The organism is Sulfitobacter aestuarii, assembly GCF_042685005.1.
In the GTDB taxonomy this organism is placed as follows: Bacteria; Pseudomonadota; Alphaproteobacteria; order Rhodobacterales; family Rhodobacteraceae; genus Sulfitobacter; species Sulfitobacter aestuarii.
Genome location: NZ_JBHUMP010000017.1, coordinates 1 through 22,045, shown reverse-complemented (window position 1 = coordinate 22,045; position 22,045 = coordinate 1). Strand labels below are relative to the sequence as shown.

General features: G+C 64.0%; 20 protein-coding genes and 1 tRNA gene. 9 read left to right on the top strand and 12 right to left on the bottom strand.

The features are described from left to right. Nucleotides 1–29: 29 nt before the first annotated feature. Complete coding sequence (locus tag ACFSUD_RS16040; RefSeq protein ID WP_386375519.1) at nt 30–3,131, bottom strand: Rne/Rng family ribonuclease; 3,102 nt, start codon at nt 3,129–3,131, stop codon at nt 30–32. A gap of 545 nt (nt 3,132–3,676) precedes the next feature. Between ACFSUD_RS16040 and ACFSUD_RS16035 the strand changes: the two genes are divergently transcribed. Continuing rightward, nucleotides 3,677–3,973, top strand: a complete 297-nt coding sequence (locus ACFSUD_RS16035) for a hypothetical protein (RefSeq protein WP_386375518.1) — start codon at nt 3,677–3,679, stop codon at nt 3,971–3,973. 22 nt (nt 3,974–3,995) lie between these two features. On the opposite strand, the gene ACFSUD_RS16030 is transcribed toward ACFSUD_RS16035, so the two are convergent. Genes ACFSUD_RS16030 through purC form a run of 5 tightly spaced genes read right to left on the bottom strand, consistent with a single transcriptional unit; the run spans nt 3,996 to nt 8,843 of the window. Then, the gene (locus ACFSUD_RS16030; RefSeq protein ID WP_386375517.1) at nt 3,996–5,330 is read right to left on the bottom strand and encodes a sigma-54-dependent transcriptional regulator; all 1,335 of its coding nucleotides are present in this window, start codon (nt 5,328–5,330) and stop codon (nt 3,996–3,998) included. Between the two features lie 5 nt (nt 5,331–5,335). After that, nucleotides 5,336–7,093: a sensor histidine kinase gene (locus ACFSUD_RS16025; RefSeq protein WP_386375516.1), complete on the bottom strand. Its 1,758-nt coding sequence runs from the start codon at nt 7,091–7,093 to the stop codon at nt 5,336–5,338. 36 nt (nt 7,094–7,129) lie between these two features. After that, nucleotides 7,130–7,798, bottom strand: coding sequence for a phosphoribosylformylglycinamidine synthase subunit PurQ (purQ, locus tag ACFSUD_RS16020; RefSeq protein WP_386375515.1), 669 nt, complete (start codon nt 7,796–7,798; stop codon nt 7,130–7,132). Beyond that, nucleotides 7,798–8,028 carry a phosphoribosylformylglycinamidine synthase subunit PurS gene (gene purS / locus ACFSUD_RS16015; protein WP_386375514.1) on the bottom strand — a complete coding sequence of 77 codons (231 nt, stop codon included), beginning with the start codon at nt 8,026–8,028 and terminating at the stop codon, nt 7,798–7,800. Before purS ends, purQ begins: the two co-directional genes overlap by 1 nt. Before the next feature lie 53 nt (nt 8,029–8,081). Next, nucleotides 8,082–8,843, bottom strand: coding sequence for a phosphoribosylaminoimidazolesuccinocarboxamide synthase (gene purC / locus ACFSUD_RS16010; RefSeq protein WP_386375513.1), 762 nt, complete (start codon nt 8,841–8,843; stop codon nt 8,082–8,084). Between the two features lie 171 nt (nt 8,844–9,014). Between purC and ACFSUD_RS16005 the strand changes: the two genes are divergently transcribed. The 3 genes from ACFSUD_RS16005 (at nt 9,015) to bmt (ending at nt 12,469) form a co-directional block, all read left to right on the top strand. Further along, entirely contained in the window at nt 9,015–9,332 is a 318-nt protein-coding gene (locus ACFSUD_RS16005; protein ID WP_386375512.1) for a DUF1476 domain-containing protein, read from the top strand. Between the two features lie 141 nt (nt 9,333–9,473). Further along, nucleotides 9,474–11,459: a phosphatidylglycerol lysyltransferase domain-containing protein gene (locus ACFSUD_RS16000; RefSeq protein WP_386375511.1), complete on the top strand. Its 1,986-nt coding sequence runs from the start codon at nt 9,474–9,476 to the stop codon at nt 11,457–11,459. Beyond that, a complete protein-coding gene (gene bmt / locus ACFSUD_RS15995) occupies nt 11,456–12,469 on the top strand; it encodes a betaine--homocysteine S-methyltransferase (protein ID WP_386375510.1) in 1,014 nt (337 codons plus the stop codon). Before ACFSUD_RS16000 ends, bmt begins: the two co-directional genes overlap by 4 nt. A gap of 113 nt (nt 12,470–12,582) precedes the next feature. On the opposite strand, the gene ACFSUD_RS15990 is transcribed toward bmt, so the two are convergent. Further along, nucleotides 12,583–14,640 (bottom strand): calcium-binding protein, encoded by a 2,058-nt coding sequence (locus ACFSUD_RS15990; protein WP_386375509.1) that lies wholly within the window; start codon nt 14,638–14,640, stop codon nt 12,583–12,585. A gap of 139 nt (nt 14,641–14,779) precedes the next feature. Further along, nucleotides 14,780–15,856: a PA0069 family radical SAM protein gene (locus tag ACFSUD_RS15985; RefSeq protein ID WP_386375508.1), complete on the bottom strand. Its 1,077-nt coding sequence runs from the start codon at nt 15,854–15,856 to the stop codon at nt 14,780–14,782. A gap of 201 nt (nt 15,857–16,057) precedes the next feature. Here ACFSUD_RS15985 and ACFSUD_RS15980 point away from each other — a divergent pair, with 201 nt between their 5' ends. The 3 genes from ACFSUD_RS15980 (at nt 16,058) to ACFSUD_RS15970 (ending at nt 17,747) form a co-directional block, all read left to right on the top strand. After that, nucleotides 16,058–16,759 carry a corrinoid protein gene (locus ACFSUD_RS15980; protein WP_386375507.1) on the top strand — a complete coding sequence of 234 codons (702 nt, stop codon included), beginning with the start codon at nt 16,058–16,060 and terminating at the stop codon, nt 16,757–16,759. Nucleotides 16,760–16,850: 91 nt separating this feature from the next. Next, nucleotides 16,851–17,048, top strand: a complete 198-nt coding sequence (locus ACFSUD_RS15975) for a hypothetical protein (RefSeq protein WP_386375506.1) — start codon at nt 16,851–16,853, stop codon at nt 17,046–17,048. Between the two features lie 57 nt (nt 17,049–17,105). Then, complete coding sequence (locus ACFSUD_RS15970; RefSeq protein WP_386375505.1) at nt 17,106–17,747, top strand: DUF1638 domain-containing protein; 642 nt, start codon at nt 17,106–17,108, stop codon at nt 17,745–17,747. Nucleotides 17,748–17,799: 52 nt separating this feature from the next. On the opposite strand, the gene ACFSUD_RS15965 is transcribed toward ACFSUD_RS15970, so the two are convergent. Then, nucleotides 17,800–18,210, bottom strand: a complete 411-nt coding sequence (locus ACFSUD_RS15965; protein WP_386375504.1) for a SufE family protein — start codon at nt 18,208–18,210, stop codon at nt 17,800–17,802. 125 nt (nt 18,211–18,335) lie between these two features. Between ACFSUD_RS15965 and ACFSUD_RS15960 the strand changes: the two genes are divergently transcribed. Next, entirely contained in the window at nt 18,336–18,854 is a 519-nt protein-coding gene (locus tag ACFSUD_RS15960; protein WP_386375503.1) for a hypothetical protein, read from the top strand. Between the two features lie 12 nt (nt 18,855–18,866). On the opposite strand, the gene rnd is transcribed toward ACFSUD_RS15960, so the two are convergent. The 3 genes from rnd to purM form a co-directional block, all read right to left on the bottom strand. Continuing rightward, nucleotides 18,867–20,024, bottom strand: coding sequence for a ribonuclease D (rnd, locus tag ACFSUD_RS15955; RefSeq protein WP_386375502.1), 1,158 nt, complete (start codon nt 20,022–20,024; stop codon nt 18,867–18,869). 78 nt (nt 20,025–20,102) lie between these two features. After that, nucleotides 20,103–20,699, bottom strand: coding sequence for a phosphoribosylglycinamide formyltransferase (gene purN / locus ACFSUD_RS15950; protein WP_386375501.1), 597 nt, complete (start codon nt 20,697–20,699; stop codon nt 20,103–20,105). Then, nucleotides 20,696–21,742 carry a phosphoribosylformylglycinamidine cyclo-ligase gene (purM, locus tag ACFSUD_RS15945; protein ID WP_386375500.1) on the bottom strand — a complete coding sequence of 349 codons (1,047 nt, stop codon included), beginning with the start codon at nt 21,740–21,742 and terminating at the stop codon, nt 20,696–20,698. Before purM ends, purN begins: the two co-directional genes overlap by 4 nt. 116 nt (nt 21,743–21,858) lie before the next feature. Here purM and ACFSUD_RS15940 point away from each other — a divergent pair. Continuing rightward, a tRNA-Ile gene (locus tag ACFSUD_RS15940) sits at nt 21,859–21,935 on the top strand. The last annotated feature ends 110 nt before the right edge of the window (nt 21,936–22,045 follow it).

Below are 22,045 nucleotides of genomic sequence, written 5' to 3'. Positions count from 1 at the left end.
CTGCCCGATTTTCACGATTTCCGGTTCAGTCAACCGCCGAGCGACCACCAGCCCTTGCGCTTGGATTTCGGCTTTTCGACAGGTGCCTCGGCGACAGGCTCTGCCGTGTGCGGGGCGTCGGCGGCATTGGCTGCGGGCTGTTCCTCGCTCGGCTGTTCCGCCCCGGCGGGCTCGACCTGTTCCGTCGGCTGTTCCACCTCGGCGGGCTGATCCTGCTCGGGCTCGGCGGACTGCACCGCTTCCGACGATGAATCAGCTTCAGCAGGTTGATCAGCGGTCGCCGATTGTTCTGCCGCTGAATCCGGCGCGGCAGGCTCGGGCCGCGCCGCCGCAGCTTCCGCCAGCGGCGTTTCCGCGTCCTGCGCAGAGATTAGGCCCGGCTCTTCCGGTTGCGGTGTCGGGCTTTCAACCTGCGCTGTCGGCTCCGTCATCGTTTCGGGCGCCGGTTCGATCTGAACCTCGGCCACCGGTTCCGGCGTTGTCGCCGCGGGTTCATTGGCTTCCGACGTTTCCGCCTTCTCTGCTTTCGGCTTGGCCTTGGCGCGCGAGGCGCGGGGCTTGGCGGGTTTCTTCGGCGCGGGTTCGGCGGCCTCCTCGCCCTCCGCTGTCGTCTTCTTGCGGCTTCGTGAGCGGGTCGACTTCGGCTTCGGCGTTTCTTCCGCAGCTGCCTCGCTTTCGAGCAGCGCCTCGGCATCTGCCGTGCCGGAAACCTGGGCATCCTCGTTGCCCGCCAGCTCGGCCTCCACCTTGGCCTTGTCGGCGGCACTGCGCGAGCGGCTGCGCGTTTTCGGCTTGGACTTGACATTGTCCTCGTCCGGCGCGGCCGTGTCCTGCGGCGCTGCGGCCTGTCCTTCGCCGTCATCGGCAGGCGCGCTGCGGTCCTCTTCGGCCCCCTGCGCCGCGGTCTCCGCATCGGCGCCGTTCTCGACATTGTCGCCGTTCTGCGCATCGCCGTTCGACTTGCCATTCCGGCTGCGGCGGCGGCGGCGACGGCGTTTCTTCGGCTTGCCCTCGCCGTCACCGTTCTGCTCGTCGCTGCCCTGTGCCTCGCTCTCGCTGACCGAAGCAGTCTCTTCTTCCGCCTCGTCCTCGTCCGCGTCGATCTGGTCCATCAGCGAGGTATCGACCGAGACCACATGCGCCACGGGCGGCACCACGCGGGTCGCGGTCTTGAGCTTCTCGAGGGTGAAATCCGGGCTGACGAGCGCCGCATCCCCTTCGATGCGCACCGAAAGACCGTAGCGCAGCTCGATCTGGGCGACATGTTCGCGCTTCTGGTTCATCAGGAAATTGGCGATACCGACGGGGCAGCGCACCAATACTTCGCGCGAGCGTCGGCGGGTGCCCTCTTCCTCGATCTGGCGGATGATCGACAGCGCGAGACTGTCATCCGAACGGATCAGGCCGGTGCCGTGGCAGGCCGGGCAAGGCTGTGTCGTGGCCTCGATCATGCCGGGGCGCAACCGCTGGCGGCTCATCTCCATCAGGCCGAAACCGGAGATCCGGCCGATCTGGATGCGGGCGCGGTCAGTCTTCAGCTTGTCCTTGATGCGCTTCTCGACGGCGGCGTTGTTCTTGCGCTCGTCCATGTCGATGAAGTCGATCACGATGAGCCCGGCGAGGTCGCGCAGCCGCAGCTGCCGGGCCACCTCGTCGGCGGCCTCGAGATTGGTCTTGAGCGCGGTCTGCTCGATCGACCCTTCCTTGGTGGCGCGGCCGGAGTTCACGTCGATTGCAACCAGCGCTTCGGTCACGCCGATCACGATATAGCCCCCGGAGGGCAGCTGCACCGTCGGGTTGAACATGCCGCTGAGATAGCTTTCGACCTGGTAGCGGGCGAAGAGCGGCAGGCTCTCGGCATAGAGTTTTACGTTCTTGGCATGGGACGGCATGATCATCTTCATGAAGTCCTTGGCGATGCGATAGCCGCGCTCGCCCTCCACGAAGACCTCGTCGATGTCGCGATTGTAGAGGTCGCGGATCGAGCGTTTGATCAGGTCGCCTTCCTCATAGATCTTGGCCGGTGCAATGCTTCTCAGCGTCAGCTCGCGGATCTGCTCCCAGAGACGCTGGAGATATTCGTAATCGCGCTTGATTTCCGCCTTGGTGCGCTTGGCCCCGGCGGTGCGCACGATCAGGCCGGCACCGCTCGGCACCTTGATCTCGCTGGCGATCTCCTTGAGCTTCTTGCGGTCCACGGCATTGGTGATCTTGCGGGAGATGCCGCCGCCGCGCGCGGTGTTGGGCATCAGCACGCAATAGCGACCTGCAAGGCTGAGATAGGTGGTCAGCGCCGCGCCCTTGTTGCCGCGTTCTTCCTTGACGACCTGTACCAGCAGGATCTGGCGAACCTTGATGACTTCCTGGATCTTGTAGCGCTTGGGGCGCGGCTTGCGCACCGGGCGGATGTCTTCGCTGTCATCCTCGTCGGCGACGGATTCGATGCTGTCATCCTTGACCGCGGGATCGGATTGATCCTCGCCATAGCTCTCATCGTCCTGGCTGTCGGCATCTGCGGCGGCGGCCTCGTCGGAACCGGCGTCGGCATCGGATGCATCAGGGTTCTCCGAATGCTCCGGCCCTGTCGATCCCTCAGCGGAGGCAAGCTCCTGATCATCGTCACCCGGCTCCTCGACCGGGGTCTCGGCCACCCGCTCCATCGGCGAGGAACCTTCCTCGTCGTTGCTCAGATCGACAGTCTCCATGCCGGCGATTTCTGCGCTGGCGGTGGCGTCGTCGCTGCTGACCTCCTCGGCCCTCGACTTCGAGCGGCTGCGCGTGCGCGTGCGGGCGTTGCGCTTCGGTTTCTCGTCGTCATCTTCCTTGGCGGCCTGCGCCTCGGCATAGGCGCGCTCTTCCTCGAGCAGGGCCTGACGGTCGGCGACGGGAATCTGGTAGTAATCCGGGTGAATTTCCGAAAAGGCAAGGAAACCGTGGCGGTTGCCGCCGTAATCGACAAAGGCCGCCTGAAGCGACGGCTCGACCCTGGTTACCTTTGCGAGATAGATGTTGCCAGCAAGTTGGCGTTTGTTTTCGGATTCAAAGTCAAACTCCTCAACCTTGTTTCCGTCGACCACGACAACGCGAGTTTCCTCAGCGTGGGTGGCATCGATAAGCATTTTCTTAGGCATAGATCCATATTGCACATGAGCGCCCGCAAGGACCCTGGGGGTGCCTCGCATTGCGGTATGTGTCTTGTCAGGGCGAAAGGCGACGCGGCAGCGAGGGGGGCGTATGCGGCCCCGGTCGTTCTGCTCCTGGCATCTGCGCGTGTCATCGCGGTTCTTCTCCGACCGGGAAACCCGCGATATCCCGCGTTTCCGGTCCATTAAATGAGCTGCGCTTCAGCAAGGCTTGCAGCCAGGCAAAGTATCAGCGGTTCGTCGGCCGTTACCGGCCCAATCGGTCTGACCTGCACCCGCTTGGGGGCCCGCAGCTCAGCGAAACTGTCAATAAGGGTGCATCGAGCGACTTTGCGCCGCATAACCCCATCTCTCTAATTAAGAGCTTTCCGGCGGCAATGACAATGGGCAATCGCGGCAGTGCTGCCACCAATTGCGTAAAACTCTTGCGTTTACTTGACAATATCACCCGACGCCGGGACATTTCGGGAAACCCTGAGCCTTTTGGCCAAGGGCCCATACGATCTTCCCGATCATCACCGAAGGACCTTTTGATGCGATATTTCCTGCGCCCGGCACCGGCCCTCTGCGCCGCCCTGCTCACCCTGGCCGCCTGCGACGAACTGGCTGTCGCCAATGATCCGGTCGCGCTGGCCGAGCTGCGGGCGCACAAGAGCTGTATCGCGGCCGTCGAGCAGCAAACGGGCGTTTCGGGTAGCAGTGTCAACACCACCCTGCCCGTGGTCGAGCTCAATCAATATGTGATCGACGTGCCGGGCGCCCTGTCCTGGACCTGCTATACCGATGAAAACGGCAAGGCGGCGCAGCTGGTCGAGTTCCGCCCGCGCTGAGCCCTGACCGCGCCGCGCCCGCTCAGAGGTAATCCGAGCGGTGCAGCGCGTATTTGGCCATCTTTTCGTTCAGCGTCCGGCGCGGCAGGCAGAGCTCGTCCATGACGCTGGCGATCGAGCCCTTGTGACGGCGCATGGTGTTGTCGATCAGCATCCGCTCGAATGCCTCGACATATTCCTTCAACGGCTTGCCCTCGGTGGTCATCACCGGCTGCATGTCCTCGTGATCCGACATCAGCAGCGAGGCGATGGTGCCCGAGCCGCGCCGTGACTGCAGCACCGCGCGCTCCGCGACATTGATCAGCTGACGCACATTGCCCGGCCAGGGCGCCTGCAGCAGCTGCGCCGCTTCCTGGGCGCTGACCTGCGGTGACTCACAGCCGTACTCATCGGAAAACTGCTCGCTGAGCCGGGTAAACAGGGTCAGGATATCCTCGCCGCGCTGGCGCAGGGGCGGTACGGTGATGCGCAGGGCAGCGAGTCGGTAGAACAGATCGGACCGCAACGCATCCTCGGAGGTGCGTCCGGCTTCCTGCAGGTTCGAGATCGCCACGATCCGGGTTTCCGCCGGGGTGCCCTGCTCGTTGATCACGCTGAGCAGCCGCGCCTGCAGCACCTCGCTGAGCGCCTCGACATCCTCGAGCACCAGCGTCCCGCCGCGCGCCTCCTCGACCGCAGGCAGCTGCGCATCCTCGGGCTGCATCGGGCCGAAGAGCCGCTTGGACAGCGCCTCCTCTTCGAGCGCGCCACAGCTCACCAGCACGAATTTCTTCCCCGCCCGGCTGCCCACCGCATGCAGCGCATGGGCCACCAGCGTCTTGCCTGTGCCGGTCTCGCCGTCGATCAGCACATGCCCGTCGGCCTGGCCGAGATCGAGAATATCCTCGCGCAGCCGCTCCATCACCGGCGACTGGCCGATCAACTTCTTCATCAACTGCCCGCCATCGGACAATTCCCGGCGCAGCGCGCGGTTGTCCATCACCAGACGGCGGGCGTTGGTGGCCTTCTTGGCCAGCTCGCTCATCCGCTCGGGGTTGAACGGCTTTTCAAGAAAATCGAACGCCCCGACACGCATGGCCTCCACCGCCATGGGCACGTCGCCATGGCCGGTGATCATGATCACCGGCAGCGCGGAATCACTGCCCATCAGCTTCTTGAGGAATTGCATCCCGTCCATGCCGGGCATGCGGATGTCGGAAATCACGATGCCCGGATAATCCGGGCCCAGCACCTTAAGCGCCTCCTCGGCACTGGCGAAAGCCTCCGTGTCATAGCCCGAGAGTGCGAGCCATTGGCTGATCGACTGGCGCATGTCCTGTTCGTCATCCACGATCGCGATTTTCATAGCTTGAGCCATAGTGGTTACTCCGCGGCCTTGTGTTCGGCCCCTGTGCCCAGGATGGGCAGTTGCATTTCAAACACCGCGCCGCCGTTCTGGCCGTTGCGCGCGGTAAGCCTTCCGCCAAGGTCGTTGACGATCCCGGAGGAAATGGCAAGACCCAGACCGACCCCGTCGCCAGCCTGCTTGGTGGTGTAGAACGGTTCGAACAGCGCATCGAGATCCTCGATCCCGGGTCCGTTGTCGCGCACCGTCAATGTCGCGGTCTCACCCGCCGAAAGGATGATATCGACCTGCGGGTTCCGTTCGGATTTGGTGGCATCAAGGGCATTTCGCAAGAGGTTGACCATCACCTGCTCGATGCGCATCCGATCGCCCATCACCAGAACCGGCTCCTCGGGCAGGATGCGGCTGATCTGCACCTGCCGCTGGCGCAGCTGCGGTTCCATCATCGACAGGCTGCTGGCCAGCGCCGCGCCGATGTCCACAGGCGAAAACGCCTCCTGCCCCTTGCGCGCATAGCTCTTGAGCTGTCTGGTGATCGCGCCCATCCGCTCGATCAGGTCATCGATCCGCCCGAAGGACGACAGGGCCTCCTCCAAGCGATTTCTGCGCAGCAACAGCCGGGCCCCGGCAAGATAGGTCTTCATCGCCGCCAAAGGCTGGTTCAATTCATGGCTGACCGCCGCCGACATCTCACCCAGGGCCGCCAATTTGCTCGATTGTTCAAGCGTCTGTTCGGCCACGGCGAGAGTTTCCTGCACGCGTTTGCGTTCGGCAATTTCCCGCTGCAACGCCAGGTTCAATGCGCGAAGCTCTGCCGATTCGCGCTGAAACAACGCCAGCCGCCCGGCGGTGCGACGGCTCAGCGCATAGAAGGTCAGCGCCAGCAGAATCGCAAAGCCCATGACCTCGAGCGCCAGCACGCCATTGACCCGCTCGCGCACCGACGCATAGGTCGTATAGCTCACCATGCGCCAGCCGCGGAACGGGATCCGGTTCTCCAGCCGCATCACCGCCTCGCCCTGTAGATAGGCATCGGGGGGCAGCGCGGTCCAGTCGGTGGTCGCCTGGATGGCCCGCTCGATCGCGTTCTGCGGCGTGTGATTGGCCAGGGCGTCGCCCTCGGTCTGCCCGCGCCAGCGCGGCTCGGTGGCCAGGATGATCTCGCCGCTGCTGTCGCTGACGATCACCGCATCGGAGATCCCCGCCCAAGCGCGTTCGAATTTCTGCAGATCGACCTCGGCCGCGATCACCCCCAGCGTGTCGCCGCCATCCTGGATGCGCCGCGAATAGATGAACCGGTAGCCGCCCTGTTCGCGCTTGATGACGCTGAAAATCGTCGCGTTGGAGCGGATCGCATCGACGAAATAGGGGTCGTTCTTGTGGGTGGCACCGAGCCGGTTGCGATCTGTCGCCGCCACCACACGCCCATCGATGTCATAGAGCATCAGCGAGGCGGCGCCGATCTCCTCGACAAAGGAGATCAGCCGTTGCGTCGAGAGCGAGTAATTGGCGCTGTCCAGCGCATTGATCAGCGTCGGATCACGCGCCAGGAGCTGGGGTACGATGGCGTTCTGACGCAGCTCGGCCAGCAGGTTGCCGCTGTAGAGCGCAATGCGCAGTTCGGCGCGGCTGCGGGTGGTTTCGGTAAACCGGTCGGTCAGCAGCCGGTTGGTGACCGAAATCGTCACCACCGCCAGGAGCAGCAACAGCGCGATCGCAAGACGCACCCGCCAGGAAACGGTCAGCGGGCGCAGGGTGGGAGAGGTTCTTTCCATCTTCCCAATCTACGCCCCCTGCCGCGGGCACTCAAGTCACGCCGCGGTCAGCGCTCCGGCCAATGCGCGAAACAGCGCCACACCGTCGGTGCCGCCATGCCCGGCATCGGCCGCCCGTTCGGGATGCGGCATCATCCCCAGCACCCGGCGGTTGTCCGACAGGATACCGGCGATGTCATTGACCGCGCCATTGGGGTTCTCGGCATAGGTGAAGGCGATACGGTCCTCGCCCTGCAGCCGCGCCAAGGTCTCGGCATCGGCGAAATAATTACCGTCATGATGCGCGATCGGAATGTCGATCAGATCGCCCGCACCATAGCACCGGGTGAAATCGCTCTGCGCCGTCTCGACCTTCAGCGACACGGTCCGACAGATATATTTCAATCCGGCATTGCGCAGCAGCGCCCCGGGCAGCAGACCGGTCTCGGTCAGCACCTGGAATCCGTTGCAGATGCCCAGCACATAGCCACCGCGCCCGGCATGGGCGGCAACGCTGCGGCAGATCGGCGAATTGGCGGCAATCGCCCCGCAGCGCAGATAATCGCCATAGGAAAACCCGCCGGGAATGCCGACAATGTCCACGCCCTCCGGCAGATGGGTATCCTTGTGCCACACCATCGAGACCTTCGCCCCGGCCGCCTCGAAGGCCACCGCCAGATCGCGGTCGCAATTGGAGCCGGGGAAGACGACGACCGCTGCATGCATCAGCCCATCTCCACCGAATAGGATTCGATCACCGTGTTGGCCAGCAGCTTCTCGCACATCGCCGCCACATCGGCCTCACTGGTGCCCTCGGCAAGGTCGAGCTCGATCACCTTGCCCTGGCGCACCCCGTTCACCCCGTCAAACCCGAGCGCCCCGAGCGCGTGGCGTACCGCCTCGCCCTGCGGGTCCAGCACCCCGTTCTTCAACATCACATGCACGCGTGCCTTCATGGCGCGTCCCCCAGTTCTTTATGCTCTAAATACTCATGACGCCGTCCCCGGCGTCAGTTGATCAGTGTCGGTTTGCTGCGCGGCGTCGCGTTCTTTGGCATCACGCCCAGCCGCTTGGCGACTTCGGTATAGGCATCGGTGAGCGAGCCCAGATCCCGGCGGAACACGTCCTTGTCGAGTTTCTGGCCCGTCTCCATATCCCACAGGCGGCAAGAATCGGGGCTGATCTCATCGGCCACGATCAGGCGCTGGAAATCCCCGTCATAGACCCGGCCGACCTCGATCTTGAAATCGACCAGCTTGATTCCGACCGCGATCATCACACCGGAGAGGAAATCATTGACCCTGAGCGCCAGGCTCAGGATGTCGTCCATGTCCTGCTGGCTGGCCCAGCCGAAGGCGGCGATATGCTCCTCGGTGACCAGCGGATCACCCAGCGCGTCATCCTTGTAGCAATACTCGACGATCGGGCGCGGCAGCTGCGTGCCTTCCTCGATCCCGAGCCGCTTGGACATCGACCCGGCGGCGAAATTGCGCACGATGATCTCGAGCGGGATGATGTCGCATTGCCGCACCAGCTGCTCGCGCATGTTCAGCCGACGGATGAAATGGGTCGGCACGCCGATCTGATTCAACCCGGTCATGAAGAATTCGGAAAGCCGGTTGTTGAGCACGCCCTTGCCGTCGATCACGTCCTTCTTCTCGGCATTGAACGCGGTGGCGTCATCCTTGAAATATTGTACGATCGTGCCGGGCTCGGGACCTTCATAGAGGATCTTCGCCTTGCCTTCGTAAATCTTGTTGCGCCGGGCCATGGGCATCCTTTCCGCAGAGGGGCCGGGAAGGTGCTCCCGGCGCTTGGCCACCTCTTAGTGCATGGTCCTATCTCCTGCAAGCGTACCGCGCTGCTGGCTGCGCAGGATACTTGCGCAAAACCCTCGCCGCCGCCTATCCTGAGATACCGTTCTTCCTGACAGGAGCCGCACATGACAACATTCGACGAACGCGAAATCGCCTTCGAGAACAAGTTCGCCCATGACGCCGAGATGCAATTCAAGGCCTCGGCCCGGCGCGACAAGCTGATCGGTCTCTGGGCGGCGGGGTTGATGGGGCTTTCCGGCGAGGAGGCCGCGGCCTATGCCCATGAGGTGGTGCGCGCCGAGGTGAAGGGCGCTGGGGAGGCAGCGGTCTACCGCAAACTCTCCGCCGACCTTGGCGAGCGCGCCGACGAGGCGACGATCCGCAAGACGATGCAGTCGATGCTGGCGGAGGCCAAGGATCAGCTGATGACCGAGATCAATTAGCCCCGCCCCGCCCCGTATCGCCGTCAATTCGAGACGATTTGCGCACAGAAAGCGGCCCGCGGCTGCGGCTCTCGCAATCCATCTTAACGCGATCCCCGCATCGCTCCGCTAGACCGCCCCCGTCAGACAGGGAGCGGTGATATGGTGCAGGACGAAACAGGGCTGGGCGCGGGGCTATGGCAGGGGGCGGTGGGCGGTCAGAACCGTCTGATCGCGATATCGGGGGCCGATTGGCTGAAATTGCTGCTGCGCGGTTTGCGGGTGATACTGCCCTGCAGCGTGGCCCTGGCCTGTCTGGTGCTGCTGCGCCAGCTCGAACCCGGCGCCATTGCCAGTCTTCCCGGTCGCTGGGCGGATCTCGCGCCGACCCGGCTGGGCGCGGCTCTGGCGCTGACCGGGCTCAGCCTCTGGGCGGTGGGCCGCTATGACGCGGTTGCACATCGCCACCTGGCCACCGGCATTGACAGCAGACAGGCACGCCTGTCCGGAAGTGTCGCCATCGCCCTCGCACAGCTTCTCGGGTTCGGTATACTGACCGGGGCGCTGGCGCGCTGGCGCATGTTGCCGGATCTGCGCCCGGGGGAGGCGTTGCGGCTCTCCGCCTTTGTCTCGTTTTCCTTCCTGACCGCCCTGGCTTTGCTGACGGCGCTTGCCTGCCTGCTGTTGCCCGCGCCGAACTGGTCGATGCCCCCGGCCCTTTTCACATTGGCATTGTTGCCCGGCTTGCTCTGGCTGATCTTCGCGCGGCTCCGGTTGCGGCTCTTTCGCTGGCGCCTGACGTTGCCGAGCCTCTGGGCAGCGGGCTCGATCCTGTTCTGGACGGCGCTCGACACCGGAACGGCGGCGCTGGCGCTCTATCTGCTGTTGCCCGGTGATGCGCTGACTTTCACCGTCTTTCTGCCGGTGTTCCTGCTGGCGCTTTCCGCGGCATTGCTCTGCGGCAGCCCCGGCGGGGTTGGTCCCTTCGAGCTGGTCCTGCTCGCCAATCTGCCGCAGCTGTCGCTCCCGGACCTTCTGGCCGCCGTGGTGATGTTCCGGGTCATCTATTACGCGCTGCCCGCCACGCTCGCGATGCTCGCCATGATCCGCCCCTTCCCGGCAGGACGCGCATCGGAACTGAGCACCACGGGGCAGCTTCACCTCGCGCCGCGCGCCGAAATCGGGGTGATCCGTCAGAACGGCGGCCATCTGCTCGCCTTTCCCGGCGGGGCCAGCGCTGTCTGGCCCACGTCGCAGGCGCTGGTGGCGCTGTTCGATCCGCTGAGCGGCGCTCCGGCCGCGCTGCTGCCGGTGCTTGACCACGCGGCGCGGACGCGTAACCGCATCCCCTGCCTTTACAAGATCAACGTCCGCGGCAGCGTCGCGGCCCGGCGCGCCGGGTGGCGGGTCTGCCATATCGCCGACGAGGCTCTTTTGCATCCGCCCGCCTTCGACCTTCAGACCCGCGGCCGCCGTGGCCTGCGGCGCAAGCTGCGCCGGGCGGGGGCGGCTGGTGTCACCGTCACCCAGGCCCGCCACCTGCCGCTTCGGGAAATGGCGCAGGTCGATGCGCAATGGCAGGCCCGTCAGGGCGGCGCACGGGGCGGCACGATGGGCTTTTTCGCACCGGACTACCTGGCAGGACAAAGGGTCCTCCTGGCCTGGCATAAGGGACAACTCGTCGGTTTTGCCAGTTTCCATGCAGGCAGGCGCGAATGGTGTCTCGACCTGATGCGCAGCACCGATGCCGCGCCCGACGGCACCATGCAGGCGCTGATCCATCGGGCGTTGACGGATGCGGCCGCGCTGCAGATCCCGCGGTTCAGCCTCGCGGCCGTGCCCGCCTGCCCCGACCCCAAGAACAGGCTCACGCGCCTGCTGAGCGCCATCACGGGGCGGCGGGGCAGCGCGACCGGGTTGCGCCGGTTCAAGAGCGCCTTCGCGCCCCGCTGGGAACCGCTTTATGCCGCGGCCCCGGGTCGCTGCGGTCTGGCGCTGGCATTGGCCGATATCGCGCTTCACATCCATCGCCCCGCCGATAGGGCGCCCTGCGGGAAGACTCATGATCTGCATGCAAAGAATGATCTTGCTCTGCGCCGCGCATCATGGGATCAGACCCAATCCATTTGCGCGGAGCCCTTGAAATGACCAATCCCTTCACCGAAATGCTTGGCGAAAAAGGCACGCTTCTCGCCGATGGCGCGACCGGCACCAACCTGTTCAACATGGGGCTGATGGCGGGCGATCCGCCGGAATTCTGGAACGTCGATCAGCCGAAGAACATCATCGCCCTTTACAGAGGTGCGGTCGAGGCGGGCAGCGACCTGTTCCTGACCAATTCCTTCGGGGCCAATGCCGCCCGGCTGAAACTGCATTCTGCGGAGAAACGCGCCCATGAGCTCAGCCGCGTCGCCGCCGAACTCGGTCGCGAGGTCGCCGATACCGCCGGGCGCAAGGTGCTCGTCGCCGGTTCCGTCGGCCCCACCGGGGAGATCATGGAGCCGGTCGGCACGCTGAGCCATGCCCTTGCCGTCGAGATGTTCCACGAAACCGCCGACGGGCTGAAATCCGGCGGTACCGATATCGGCTGGCTCGAAACCATCAGCGCGCCGGAAGAATACCGCGCCGCCGCCGAAGGCTTCGCCCTGGCGGGTCTGCCCTGGTGCGGCACCATGAGCTTTGACACGGCCGGTCGCACGATGATGGGGGTGACCAGCGAAGCGATGGTTCAGATGGTGCATGAGCTCGACAACAGGCCGACAGCCTATGGCGCCAATTGCGGCACCGGCGCGTCGGACCTGCTGCGCACGGTGCTCGGCTTCGCCGCCGCCAAAGGCGAATTGCCGATCATCGCCAAGGGCAACGCCGGTATCCCGAAATATGTGGAAGGTCACATCCACTACGACGGCACGCCGGAGCTGATGGCCCGCTACGCGGTGATGGCCCGCAACTGCGGCGCCAGCGTGATCGGTGGCTGCTGCGGCACCATGCCCGAACATCTCGTGCATATGCGCGCGGCCCTCGACAGCACGCCGAAAGGCGAGGCGCCGAGCCTTGAGGAGATCGCATCGATCCTCGGCCCCTTCTCGTCCGAAAGCGACGGTACCGATGGCGAAGGCCCGACCCGCGCCCCGCGACGGGGCCGCCGCCGCGGGTGAGCCTGCGGCCCGGCCCCCGGTAGCGGGACTGTCGGCTCCCGTGCATAGATCAGACACAAAGGAGGCCGGACAATCGTCCGGCCTCCTTCTTCTTGTAACGCTGTCAACCGACTTTAGCCGAAGATGAAATCCGACTCGCTGACAACCGAGACATCAACATCCGCGAGCACAATGGAATGACCCTGATAGGTGATCTGGGCATCGCCATCGACATCGCTCATAGCCAGTGCCGAGAAACCGCCATCGACATCGCGCAGCAGCAGCTGGTCCATGCCGGTTGCAAAGTCGGTGATCACGTCGACCTCACCATCGTTGTAGCTATTGAATACGAAAGTATCCTTGCCGACCCCGCCGGACATCACGTCGTCCCCGTTGCCGCCATTGATCTTGTCCATCCCGGCATCGCCGAAGAGCTGATCATCTCCGTCGCCACCGGCGACAAAGTCATCCCCGGTACCGCCGTGGGCGATGTCCATACCGTCACCACCACCGATCAAATCGTCACCGGCACCGCCGTTCAGCATGTCGTCACCCAGGCCGCCACCGAGATCGTCGTCTCCGGCGCCGCCCTCGACCATGTCGTCGCCGTCACCGCCGCCCAAGGTGTCCTGACCTGCGCCCCCGGAAACCATGTCGTTGCCATCGCCACCGTTGGCAATGTCGTCCCCATCGCCGCCATCGACACTATCATTGCCCTGGCCGCCGCCGATCGCATCGTTCCCGGCATCCCCGGACAGCATGTCATCTCCAAGTCCACCGCCGATGGAATCGTTGCCCTCGCCACCCGAGGCCATATCGGCGCCGTCGCCGGAAGAGATCAGGTCATCACCAGCGCCACCCGAGAGGACGTCATCGCCGTCATTGCCGGTAATGCTGTCATTACCGCCGCCGCCGCCGATATCGTCGTTGCCTTCATCACCCGCGAGGAAATCATCACCCCCCGCACCGCGCAGGATATCGTCTCCCTCACCGCCACGGGCGACATCGCCCGCAACGCCGGTCTGGCCATTGGCAAGACCGTTGTCGCTGTCAGACCAGGACCCGGTGTGGATCTCGTCGTTTCCGGCGCCGCCCATAATCGTGTCGGAACCGTCGGCGTCGGCATTAAACATCGTGCCAGCGGCGGCCGATACTCGGCTGTCGTCGTCACCTGTAATGATGTCATCGCCAGCACCACCTTCGATCAGGTCGTCTCCGGCACCGCCCGCGTAGCCGTTGTCATATTCCGACAAGGGCAGCGCGCCCGACGCGGCAACATCGGCCATGCCGAAGCTATTGTCGTCGTCGCTACCGGCGCGCAGCGTGTCATTCCCGGTGCCGCCATCGATGACGTCCGAACCTGCATCGCCACTCAGATCATCATCACCTCCGTTACCGGCCAATGTGTCGTCACCGGCAAGCCCGGCAGCCGTGTCATCGCCATCGCTGCCGCGAATTTCGTCATTGCCATCGGTTCCTGCGAAAGCTGCAGCACCAGCTTCAAGCTGCACTTCCAGTCCGGCAATATCACGCTGACGGTCGAGGGTTTCCAACGCATCGACAAGCGAAGCAGCCTCGATCTCGCCCGCCGCGGCGGGGAGGATCGGCACGAAACCATCTTGGGTGCCGTCGACCTCACCATCTGTGCCTGCCCCAATGCCACTCGGCACCGAAACACCGTGCAGCACAACTTCCCGCAGGTTCAACGGAAGGATATCGTCGCCCTCATAGTCGGTGTCGGAAACCGGGCTGAAGAAGTTGGAATCGTCATTCAAATCGAAGGACATGATATAGGTGAAGCTGCCGTCGGCATTGGTCGTCGGCAATTCGCCATCTTCATTCGACAATGGCAACAGGACGTCACCATAGCTGCCCAGCCCCTCCAACACCTCGACGATCCCGTCCTTATCGGCATCGGAATTGATGTCGGGTGTCACGGAATCAATCGGCTCTCCCTCGTCACCGAACAGCCCGTGAATATGTTGCGGCACCGGCACGTTTGCTTCCATGCCCTCGACCGCGATCGACACGTTGAGGTATTTTTCCCCGGAGTCTTCCGTCGCCCCGATCGCGAAGATTGCCGAGCCTGTGACCCCGGAAGAATTCAGCGACGCGAGATTGACCGAGTAGATCGATTCCGCACCGTTCAGAAACTGTTCAAATGAAGTATAGTTCTTATCAAGATGTGACATAGTGCCCCCTGTAAACCAACATGGTCTGCGAGACACGAGTCGAAGGGCAAGTTTGTTTCAAATCACTTCGGAATGAGGATCATATTTTTAGGATAAAGACGCAACGTCTTGTTGTATATAGATAATTTAAATTTCTTTCTCAGAACAACCGCAGCTGATCACTCTCCTTTTCGGGTCTGCGAAACAGATCGCAGCGCATCGGGGATCCCGTCGTGCCGAGGCCGAGCCGCTTCACAGCCAGCTCGAAACGCTGCGCGATCATTTCCGCGTAGGGTCCTTCGCCGCGCATCCGCCGGTGCCAGGCGGAATCGTATTCCCTGCCGCCATGCATCTCCCGCAGCCTGGACATGATCCGTGCCGCGCGGTCCGGGTAATGTTCGGCGAGCCAATCCTGCATTAACGGCGAGACTTCACGCGGCAGACGCAGCATGCTCCAGCTGGCATGGCTGGCCCCGGCGTCGCGCCCGGCGGTCAGGATCGCCTCGAGTTCAGGATCGCTCAGCCCCGGGATCATCGGGGAGGCCATGACCCGCACCGGAACCCCGGCATGGGCGAGCCGCTCGATCATCTGCAGGCGCCGCTTCGGTGACGGCGCCCGGGGTTCCATGCGGCGCGAAAGCGCGCCATCGAGCGTGGTGATCGAGATCCCGACACGCAGCAGATCCTCGTTCGCCATGACGCCGAGAATATCGATGTCGCGTTCAATCAGGCTGCCCTTGGTCACGATCGCCACAGGATGGCGCGCCTCGGCCAGCACCCTCAGGCAATCGCGCATGATCCCATGACGCTTCTCCACGGGCTGATAGGGGTCGGTGTTGGTACCGATCGCGATCGGCGCCACGGTATAGCGCGACGCGGCCAATTCGCGTCGCAGTCCCGTTGCCGCCTCCGGTCGGGCGATCAGCCGGGTTTCGAAATCCAGCCCCGGCGAAAGACCGAGATAGGCATGGCTCGGCCGCGCGAAACAATAGACGCAGCCATGTTCACAGCCCCGATAGGGATTGATCGAGCGATCGAAGGGCAGATCGGGCGAGCGATTATAGGTGATCATCCGGCGTGGCCGCTCCGCGCGGACCTCCGTGCGCAGGGGAGGCAGATCCTCCTCCCGCGCCCAGCCGTCATCTACCGCCACGCGGTCATGCGCCTCGAACCGTCCCGCGTGATTGCTGCGCGCAGCCCGGCCCGGCAAACGGAATCGCTGATCTTCCCTGTCCATCACTCACATCTAGAACAAATCAGGAACATGCGCAAGTCGCGGTGCGACGGGCCCCGGAAACGCCTGACCGTCATGATCCGCAGGGGCCGTCACGTCGCGCAACGCCCGGCCAATGTCGCAATCGACCGAACCCGCTCGGAATTTAAATGCCACAACGAGCCCAAGCACGATACCTGCAACGCCCCCGCAGAAGGAAACATCATGTCCGACGAAGACGATATCATCCTCTCCGAACTCAATGACGAGGAACTTGTCCAGCAGATGTTCGATGACCTCTATGACGGTCTCAAGGAAGAGATCGAAGAGGGCGTGAACATCCTTCTCGAGCGCAACTGGGCGCCCTATGACATCCTCACCAAGGCGCTGGTCGGCGGCATGACCATCGTCGGCGCCGACTTCCGCGATGGCATCCTCTTTGTCCCCGAAGTGCTGCTGGCGGCCAATGCAATGAAGGGCGGCATGGCGATCCTGAAGCCATTGCTGGCCGAGACCGGTGCGCCGCGGGTCGGCAAGATGGTGATCGGCACGGTAAAGGGCGACATTCACGACATCGGCAAGAACCTCGTCTCGATGATGATGGAAGGCGCCGGTTTCGAAGTCGTCGATCTCGGCATCAACAACGCGGTCGAAAAATATCTCGAGGCGCTGGAGACCGAGAAGCCCGAAATCCTCGGCATGTCCGCCCTGCTCACCACGACCATGCCCTATATGAAGGTGGTCATCGACACGATGGTCGAACAGGGCATTCGCGATGATTACATTGTGCTGGTCGGCGGCGCGCCGCTCAATGAGGAATTCGGCAAGGCGATCGGCGCCGATGCCTATTGCCGGGATGCCGCCGTGGCGGTGGAGACCGCGAAGGAATGGGTCGGGCGCAAACATAATGCGATGAACACCGCCTGAGCCGGTAAAGCTGCGACATCCGAGCCCCGCGACGCCGCGGGGCTTTTTTCATTCCGGCGCCATACCTATGTCGAGACAAAGGAGCGCTGCCATGCCAAGGAAACATCTGTTCGCGATCCTCGCCATCGTGATCGCCGCCGCCGGTCTGACCATTTGGGGTGCATCGCTGCTGCTCGATAGCGGCGGCGCCTCGCTGCAGGACGGCGCTTTCATCCTGCTACCCGTCGCCTTGATCAGCGCCCTCGCCCTGCGGATACGCCAGCATGGCAGAAGCAAGCGGGAGAAGTGACATGTATGACAGGCTAACAAGACAACACCCTGCCCCGATCCTGCGAACGCTCGCGCCATGACGCTCTCGGACAAGTCCCTGACCGATCAGGGCCTGCCGCTCGCCGCACCGCAGGGACGCATCCTGCTGATCGCCTGCGGTGCGCTCGCGCGCGAAATCCTCGACCTGAAAGCCGCCAATGGCTGGACACATCTCGATCTGACCTGTCTGCCGGCCAATCTGCATCTCCACCCGGACCGGATTACCAACGCGGTGCGCGCGGCGGTGGCCAGGCACCGGGACGATTACGATGACGTCTTCGTTGTCTATGCCGATTGCGGCACCGGCGGCCAGCTTCAGCAGGCCTGCGCAGAAATGGGCGTGGAAATGGTGGCGGGGCCGCATTGCTACAGTTTTTTCGAAGGCAACGAGCGTTTCGCCAAGACCTCGGAAGACGAGATCACCACCTTCTACCTCACCGATTTTCTGGTCCGCCAGTTCGACGCCTTCATCATCAAGCCGATGGGGCTCGACCGCCACCCCGAACTGCGCGACATGTATTTCGGCAATTACGAGAAGCTGGTCTATCAGGCCCAGACCGATGACCCCGCGCTGACCGAAAAGGCCCGCCGCTGCGCCGAGACCCTCGGCCTGGCTTTCGAACGCCGCTTCACCGGCTATGGCGATCTCGCCACCAGCCTCGCGCGGCTGCGCCGCTGAGCTTCTTCGGGGTCGAAATACCTCGGGGTCCGGGGCTGGCCCCGGTCCGACGTCAGCCCGCCTGCGCCGCCATCTCGCGGATCCGCTCGATCATCGCCCTGAGCCCGTTCGAGCGTTGCGCCGACAGGTGGTCATTGAGGCCCAGACGCCCCATTTCCGCCCGCGCATCGACCGCCAGCACCTCCTCGGCGCTCAGCCCGTTATAGAGGCAGCGCAGCAGTGCGATCAGCCCCGATACGATCATCGCATCGCTGGCGCCGTCGAAATGCAGCTTTCCATCGTCGAACCGCGCATGCAGCCAGACCTGCGAGGCGCAGCCATCGACCTTGGTGGCGGGCACGCGCAGGGCTTCGGACAGCGGCTTCATCGCCTTGCCCTGTTCGATTACATGACGATACCGGTCTTCCCAGTCATCCAGGAATTCGAAATCCTCGACCAGTTCTTCAAAGGCTGCGTTTGCCATGACACCTCGTCCCGCGTGCAGTTGATCCCCAAGGCCTAGGAGCATCGGCAGCGAAGGTCCACCCCCTTCCCAAGCCCGGATCGATAGGTTAGGCAATTATCACGGTAATTTCCACGGCGGTCCTCATGCGCAGATCACTCCCGGCCCTTCTGGTCTTCTCCCTCACGCTCGCAGGCTGCGGCACGGTCGCCGACTCCCGGTTGAACCCGGTCAACTGGTTCGGCGCCGCGCCCGCCGCGCCTCTCGCCAATCCCGACGCGAGCAATCCGCTGATCCCCAGCCGCAGCGGCATCTTCGCCAGCCGCCGTGCCGCCCAGGAGGCCTATTTCGGCCAGCCTTTCGAGCAGATCACCGCGCTCAGCGTCGAGCCTGCGCCGGATGGCGTTATCGTGCGGGCCACCGGGCTGGCGGGGCGTCAGGGCATCTACGCGGTGCAGCTCACCCCGGCCAATCCGGACGAAGCCGCGATCGACGGGGTGTTGACCTATCGACTCGAAGGCATGCGGCCGGACCGGAACACCGGGGTCGGCAGCGCCCCGACCCGCGAAGTCACCGCCGCGCGCCATGTCAGTGAGCAGACACTGCGCGGCGTCCATACGATCCGGGTGGAAGGCGCGCAGAACGCACAGGTCGCGCGCCGCTGACCGGCGGGCGCGTCAGAGCTCGACGACCCTGACATCGCTGCCCTTGGCGGTCAGCGCGATCTCTCCGGCGCAGAGCCGCAGCGCGTCTTTTCCAAACACTTCCCGGCGCCAGCCATGCAGCGCGGGCATGTCGCGCAGACCGGCCGCGATCCCGTCGAGATCGGAGGCCGGGGCGATCAGCTTGGCCGCCACGCCGGCGCTTTCGGTCTTCGCTTTCAGCAGCACCCGCAGCAGATCCGCCAGCGCCGGATTGACCTGCAGCTTGTCACGGCTACGATCGGGTTGCGGCATGTTCTCGGGCTTGCACTCGACCCCGGCCTTCACCGCGCGCAGGATGCCCTCGGCGATCTCGCCCTTGCGCGCATCGCGCAGCAGCAGACGCGCCCGGCCCAGCTCTTCGAGATTGCCCGGCTTGTTGCTGGCCAGTTCGACCAGCGCATCATCCTTGTAGACCCGGTTGCGCGGGATGTTGCGGGCCTGCGCATATTCTTCTCGGAAGGCCGCCAGTTCGCGCACCACTGCGAGAAACTTCGCGGAATTGGTCCGCGTCTTGACCCGTTTCCAAGCCTCGCGCGGCTCGGCGGTGTAGGTCTCCGGCGCGGTCAGGGTCTGCAGTTCCTCCGCCACCCAATGGCTGCGGCCGTTCTCCTCGAGCTTCTCGGCAAGGAACTCGTAGATCTGACGCAGATGGGTCACATCGGCGAGCGCGTATTTCTTCTGCGCCTCGCTCAGGGGTCGGCGTGACCAGTCGGTGAAGCGCGAGGTCTTGTCGAGCGGCTGATGGGCGATCTTGCGCACCAGCGTCTCATAGCCGACCTGTTCACCGAAGCCGCAGACCATCGCCGCGACCTGGGTGTCAAACAGCGGTTGGGGAAAGACCTGTGCATCGACGTAGAAGATCTCGAGATCCTGACGCGCGGCATGGAAGACCTTGATCACCGACGTGTCGCGAAACAGCGCGTAGAGCGGCTCGAGCGACAGAGCCTCCACCAGCGGATCGACCAGCACCGCATTGCTGTCGTCGTTGCCGGGCAAGGCGAGCTGGATCAGACAGAGTTTCGAATAATAGGTCCGCTCGCGCAGAAACTCGGTATCCATGGTGACATAGGGATGCTTTGCCGCCTCATCGCAAAAGGCGGCAAGATCTTCGGTCGTTGTGATCGTTTTCATAGGCATTCTTTAAAGAAGGGGAAGGTCTCGGGACAGAATGCGTCAATCGGTACAGCAAGACCAACGCTTTGACCAGCATCACGCCGTCAGCAGCAACGGCGTCCGGTCTCCGGCCACGAAACGGCGCAGCACCGCCGGATAGAGCCGGTGCTCCTGCACCAACACCCGCGCGGCGAGGCTCTCGGGCGTATCGTCGGGATGCACGGCAAGGCTCGCCTGCCCAAGGATCGGCCCGTCATCGAGTGCCGCGGTGACCTCATGCACCGAGCAGCCGTGCCGCGCATCGCCGTTCTCCAGCGCCCGCGCATGGGTATGAAGGCCGCGATATTTCGGCAGCAGCGAGGGATGGATATTGATCATCCGCCCGGCCCAGGTATCGGTGAATCCGCCGGTGAGCTTGCGCATGAAACCGGCTAGACAAATCAGATCGGGCGCATGGGGCGCGAGGGCCGCACTCAGCGCCGCCTCGAAAGCCGCCCGGTCATCGCCGAAGGGCCGGTGATCGACCACTTCCGTTGCGATCCCCCGCTCCCGCGCCCAGGCAATCCCGCCCGCATCGGCAACATTTGACAGCACAACACAGGGGCGCGCCGGATGATCGCCCTGCATATCCTCGACCAGCGCGCGCATATTGGAGCCGCCGCCGGAGAGGAAGATCGCGACACTTGCGCTCAAAGCAGGCTGCCCGAATAGCGCACGCCCGCGCCTTCGACGATGCGCCCGATCTCGATCGCGTCATGGCCTTCGCTGGCGAATGCCGCCTTGGCCGCGTCAAGCTTGTCGCCCGGCACAACGGCGATCATGCCGATCCCGGAATTGAAGGTCTTGAGCAATTCGGCCTCGGCCATGCTGCCCTGATCCGCAAGCCAGGCAAAAACGCCGGGCAGCTTCCAGCTGGTCAGGTCGATCTCGGCGCCCATGCCCTCGGGCAGCACACGGGGCAGGTTCTCGGTCAGCCCGCCGCCGGTGATATGGGCCAGCGCCTGCACTGCATCGGCCCTGATCGCGGCAACCGCGCCCTTGACGTAAAGCCGCGTCGGAGTCAGTAGCGCCGCACCGATATTGCCCTCGCCCCAGGGGCAGGCATCGTCCCAGGCCAGACCGCTCATCTCGACGATACGGCGCACCAGCGAATAGCCGTTGGAATGCACGCCGTCGCTGGGCAGGCCAAGCAGCACATCACCCACCCCCACACCGCGCGGCAGTTCGGCGCCGCGCTCCATCGCGCCGACCGCAAAACCCGCCAGATCGAAATCACCCGTGTGATACATGCCCGGCATTTCCGCCGTCTCACCGCCGATCAGCGCACAGCCTGATTGCGCGCAGCCCTCGGCAATGCCTTCGATGATCCGCGTCGCCTGATCAAGCTCCAGCTTGCCGGTGGCGAAGTAATCGAGGAAAAACAGCGGCTCGGCACCCTGACAGACCAGATCGTTCACGCACATTGCCACCAGGTCGATGCCGATCGTATCCACGTTTCCGGTGTCGATCGCGATGCGCAGCTTGGTCCCCACCCCGTCGGTCGCGGCAACCAGCACCGGATCGTCATAGCCCGCACCCTTGAGGTCGAACAGCGCCCCGAAACCGCCGAGACCGGACATGACCCCCGACCGCGCGGTGCGTTTCGCCGCCGGCTTGATCCGTTCGACCAGCGCATTGCCCGCGTCGATATCGACACCCGCATCGGCATAGGTGACAGGATTCTTGGATGTGCTCATGGCGTGGCCCCCGGCGCGCTGATGTTCGATTGCCGCCGGGTTAGTGCATTGCCCGCTGGCGCGCAACTCTAAGCCTTGACGAAACCGCGCAAGACGCATACGCAATCGCCCGTGGCGGGCCTGTAGCTCAATTGGTTAGAGCAGAGCGCTCATAACGCTTTGGTTGCGGGTTCAAGTCCTGCCGGGCCTACCAACTCTTCAATGCCTTAGAGTGAGCCAACGGTTTGCTCTAACAGGGTGCTGATTTAGTCGCTGATCCGGAACGCTATCCCTTCAACGGCGCCGGTTCGGGTGATCTTCTCA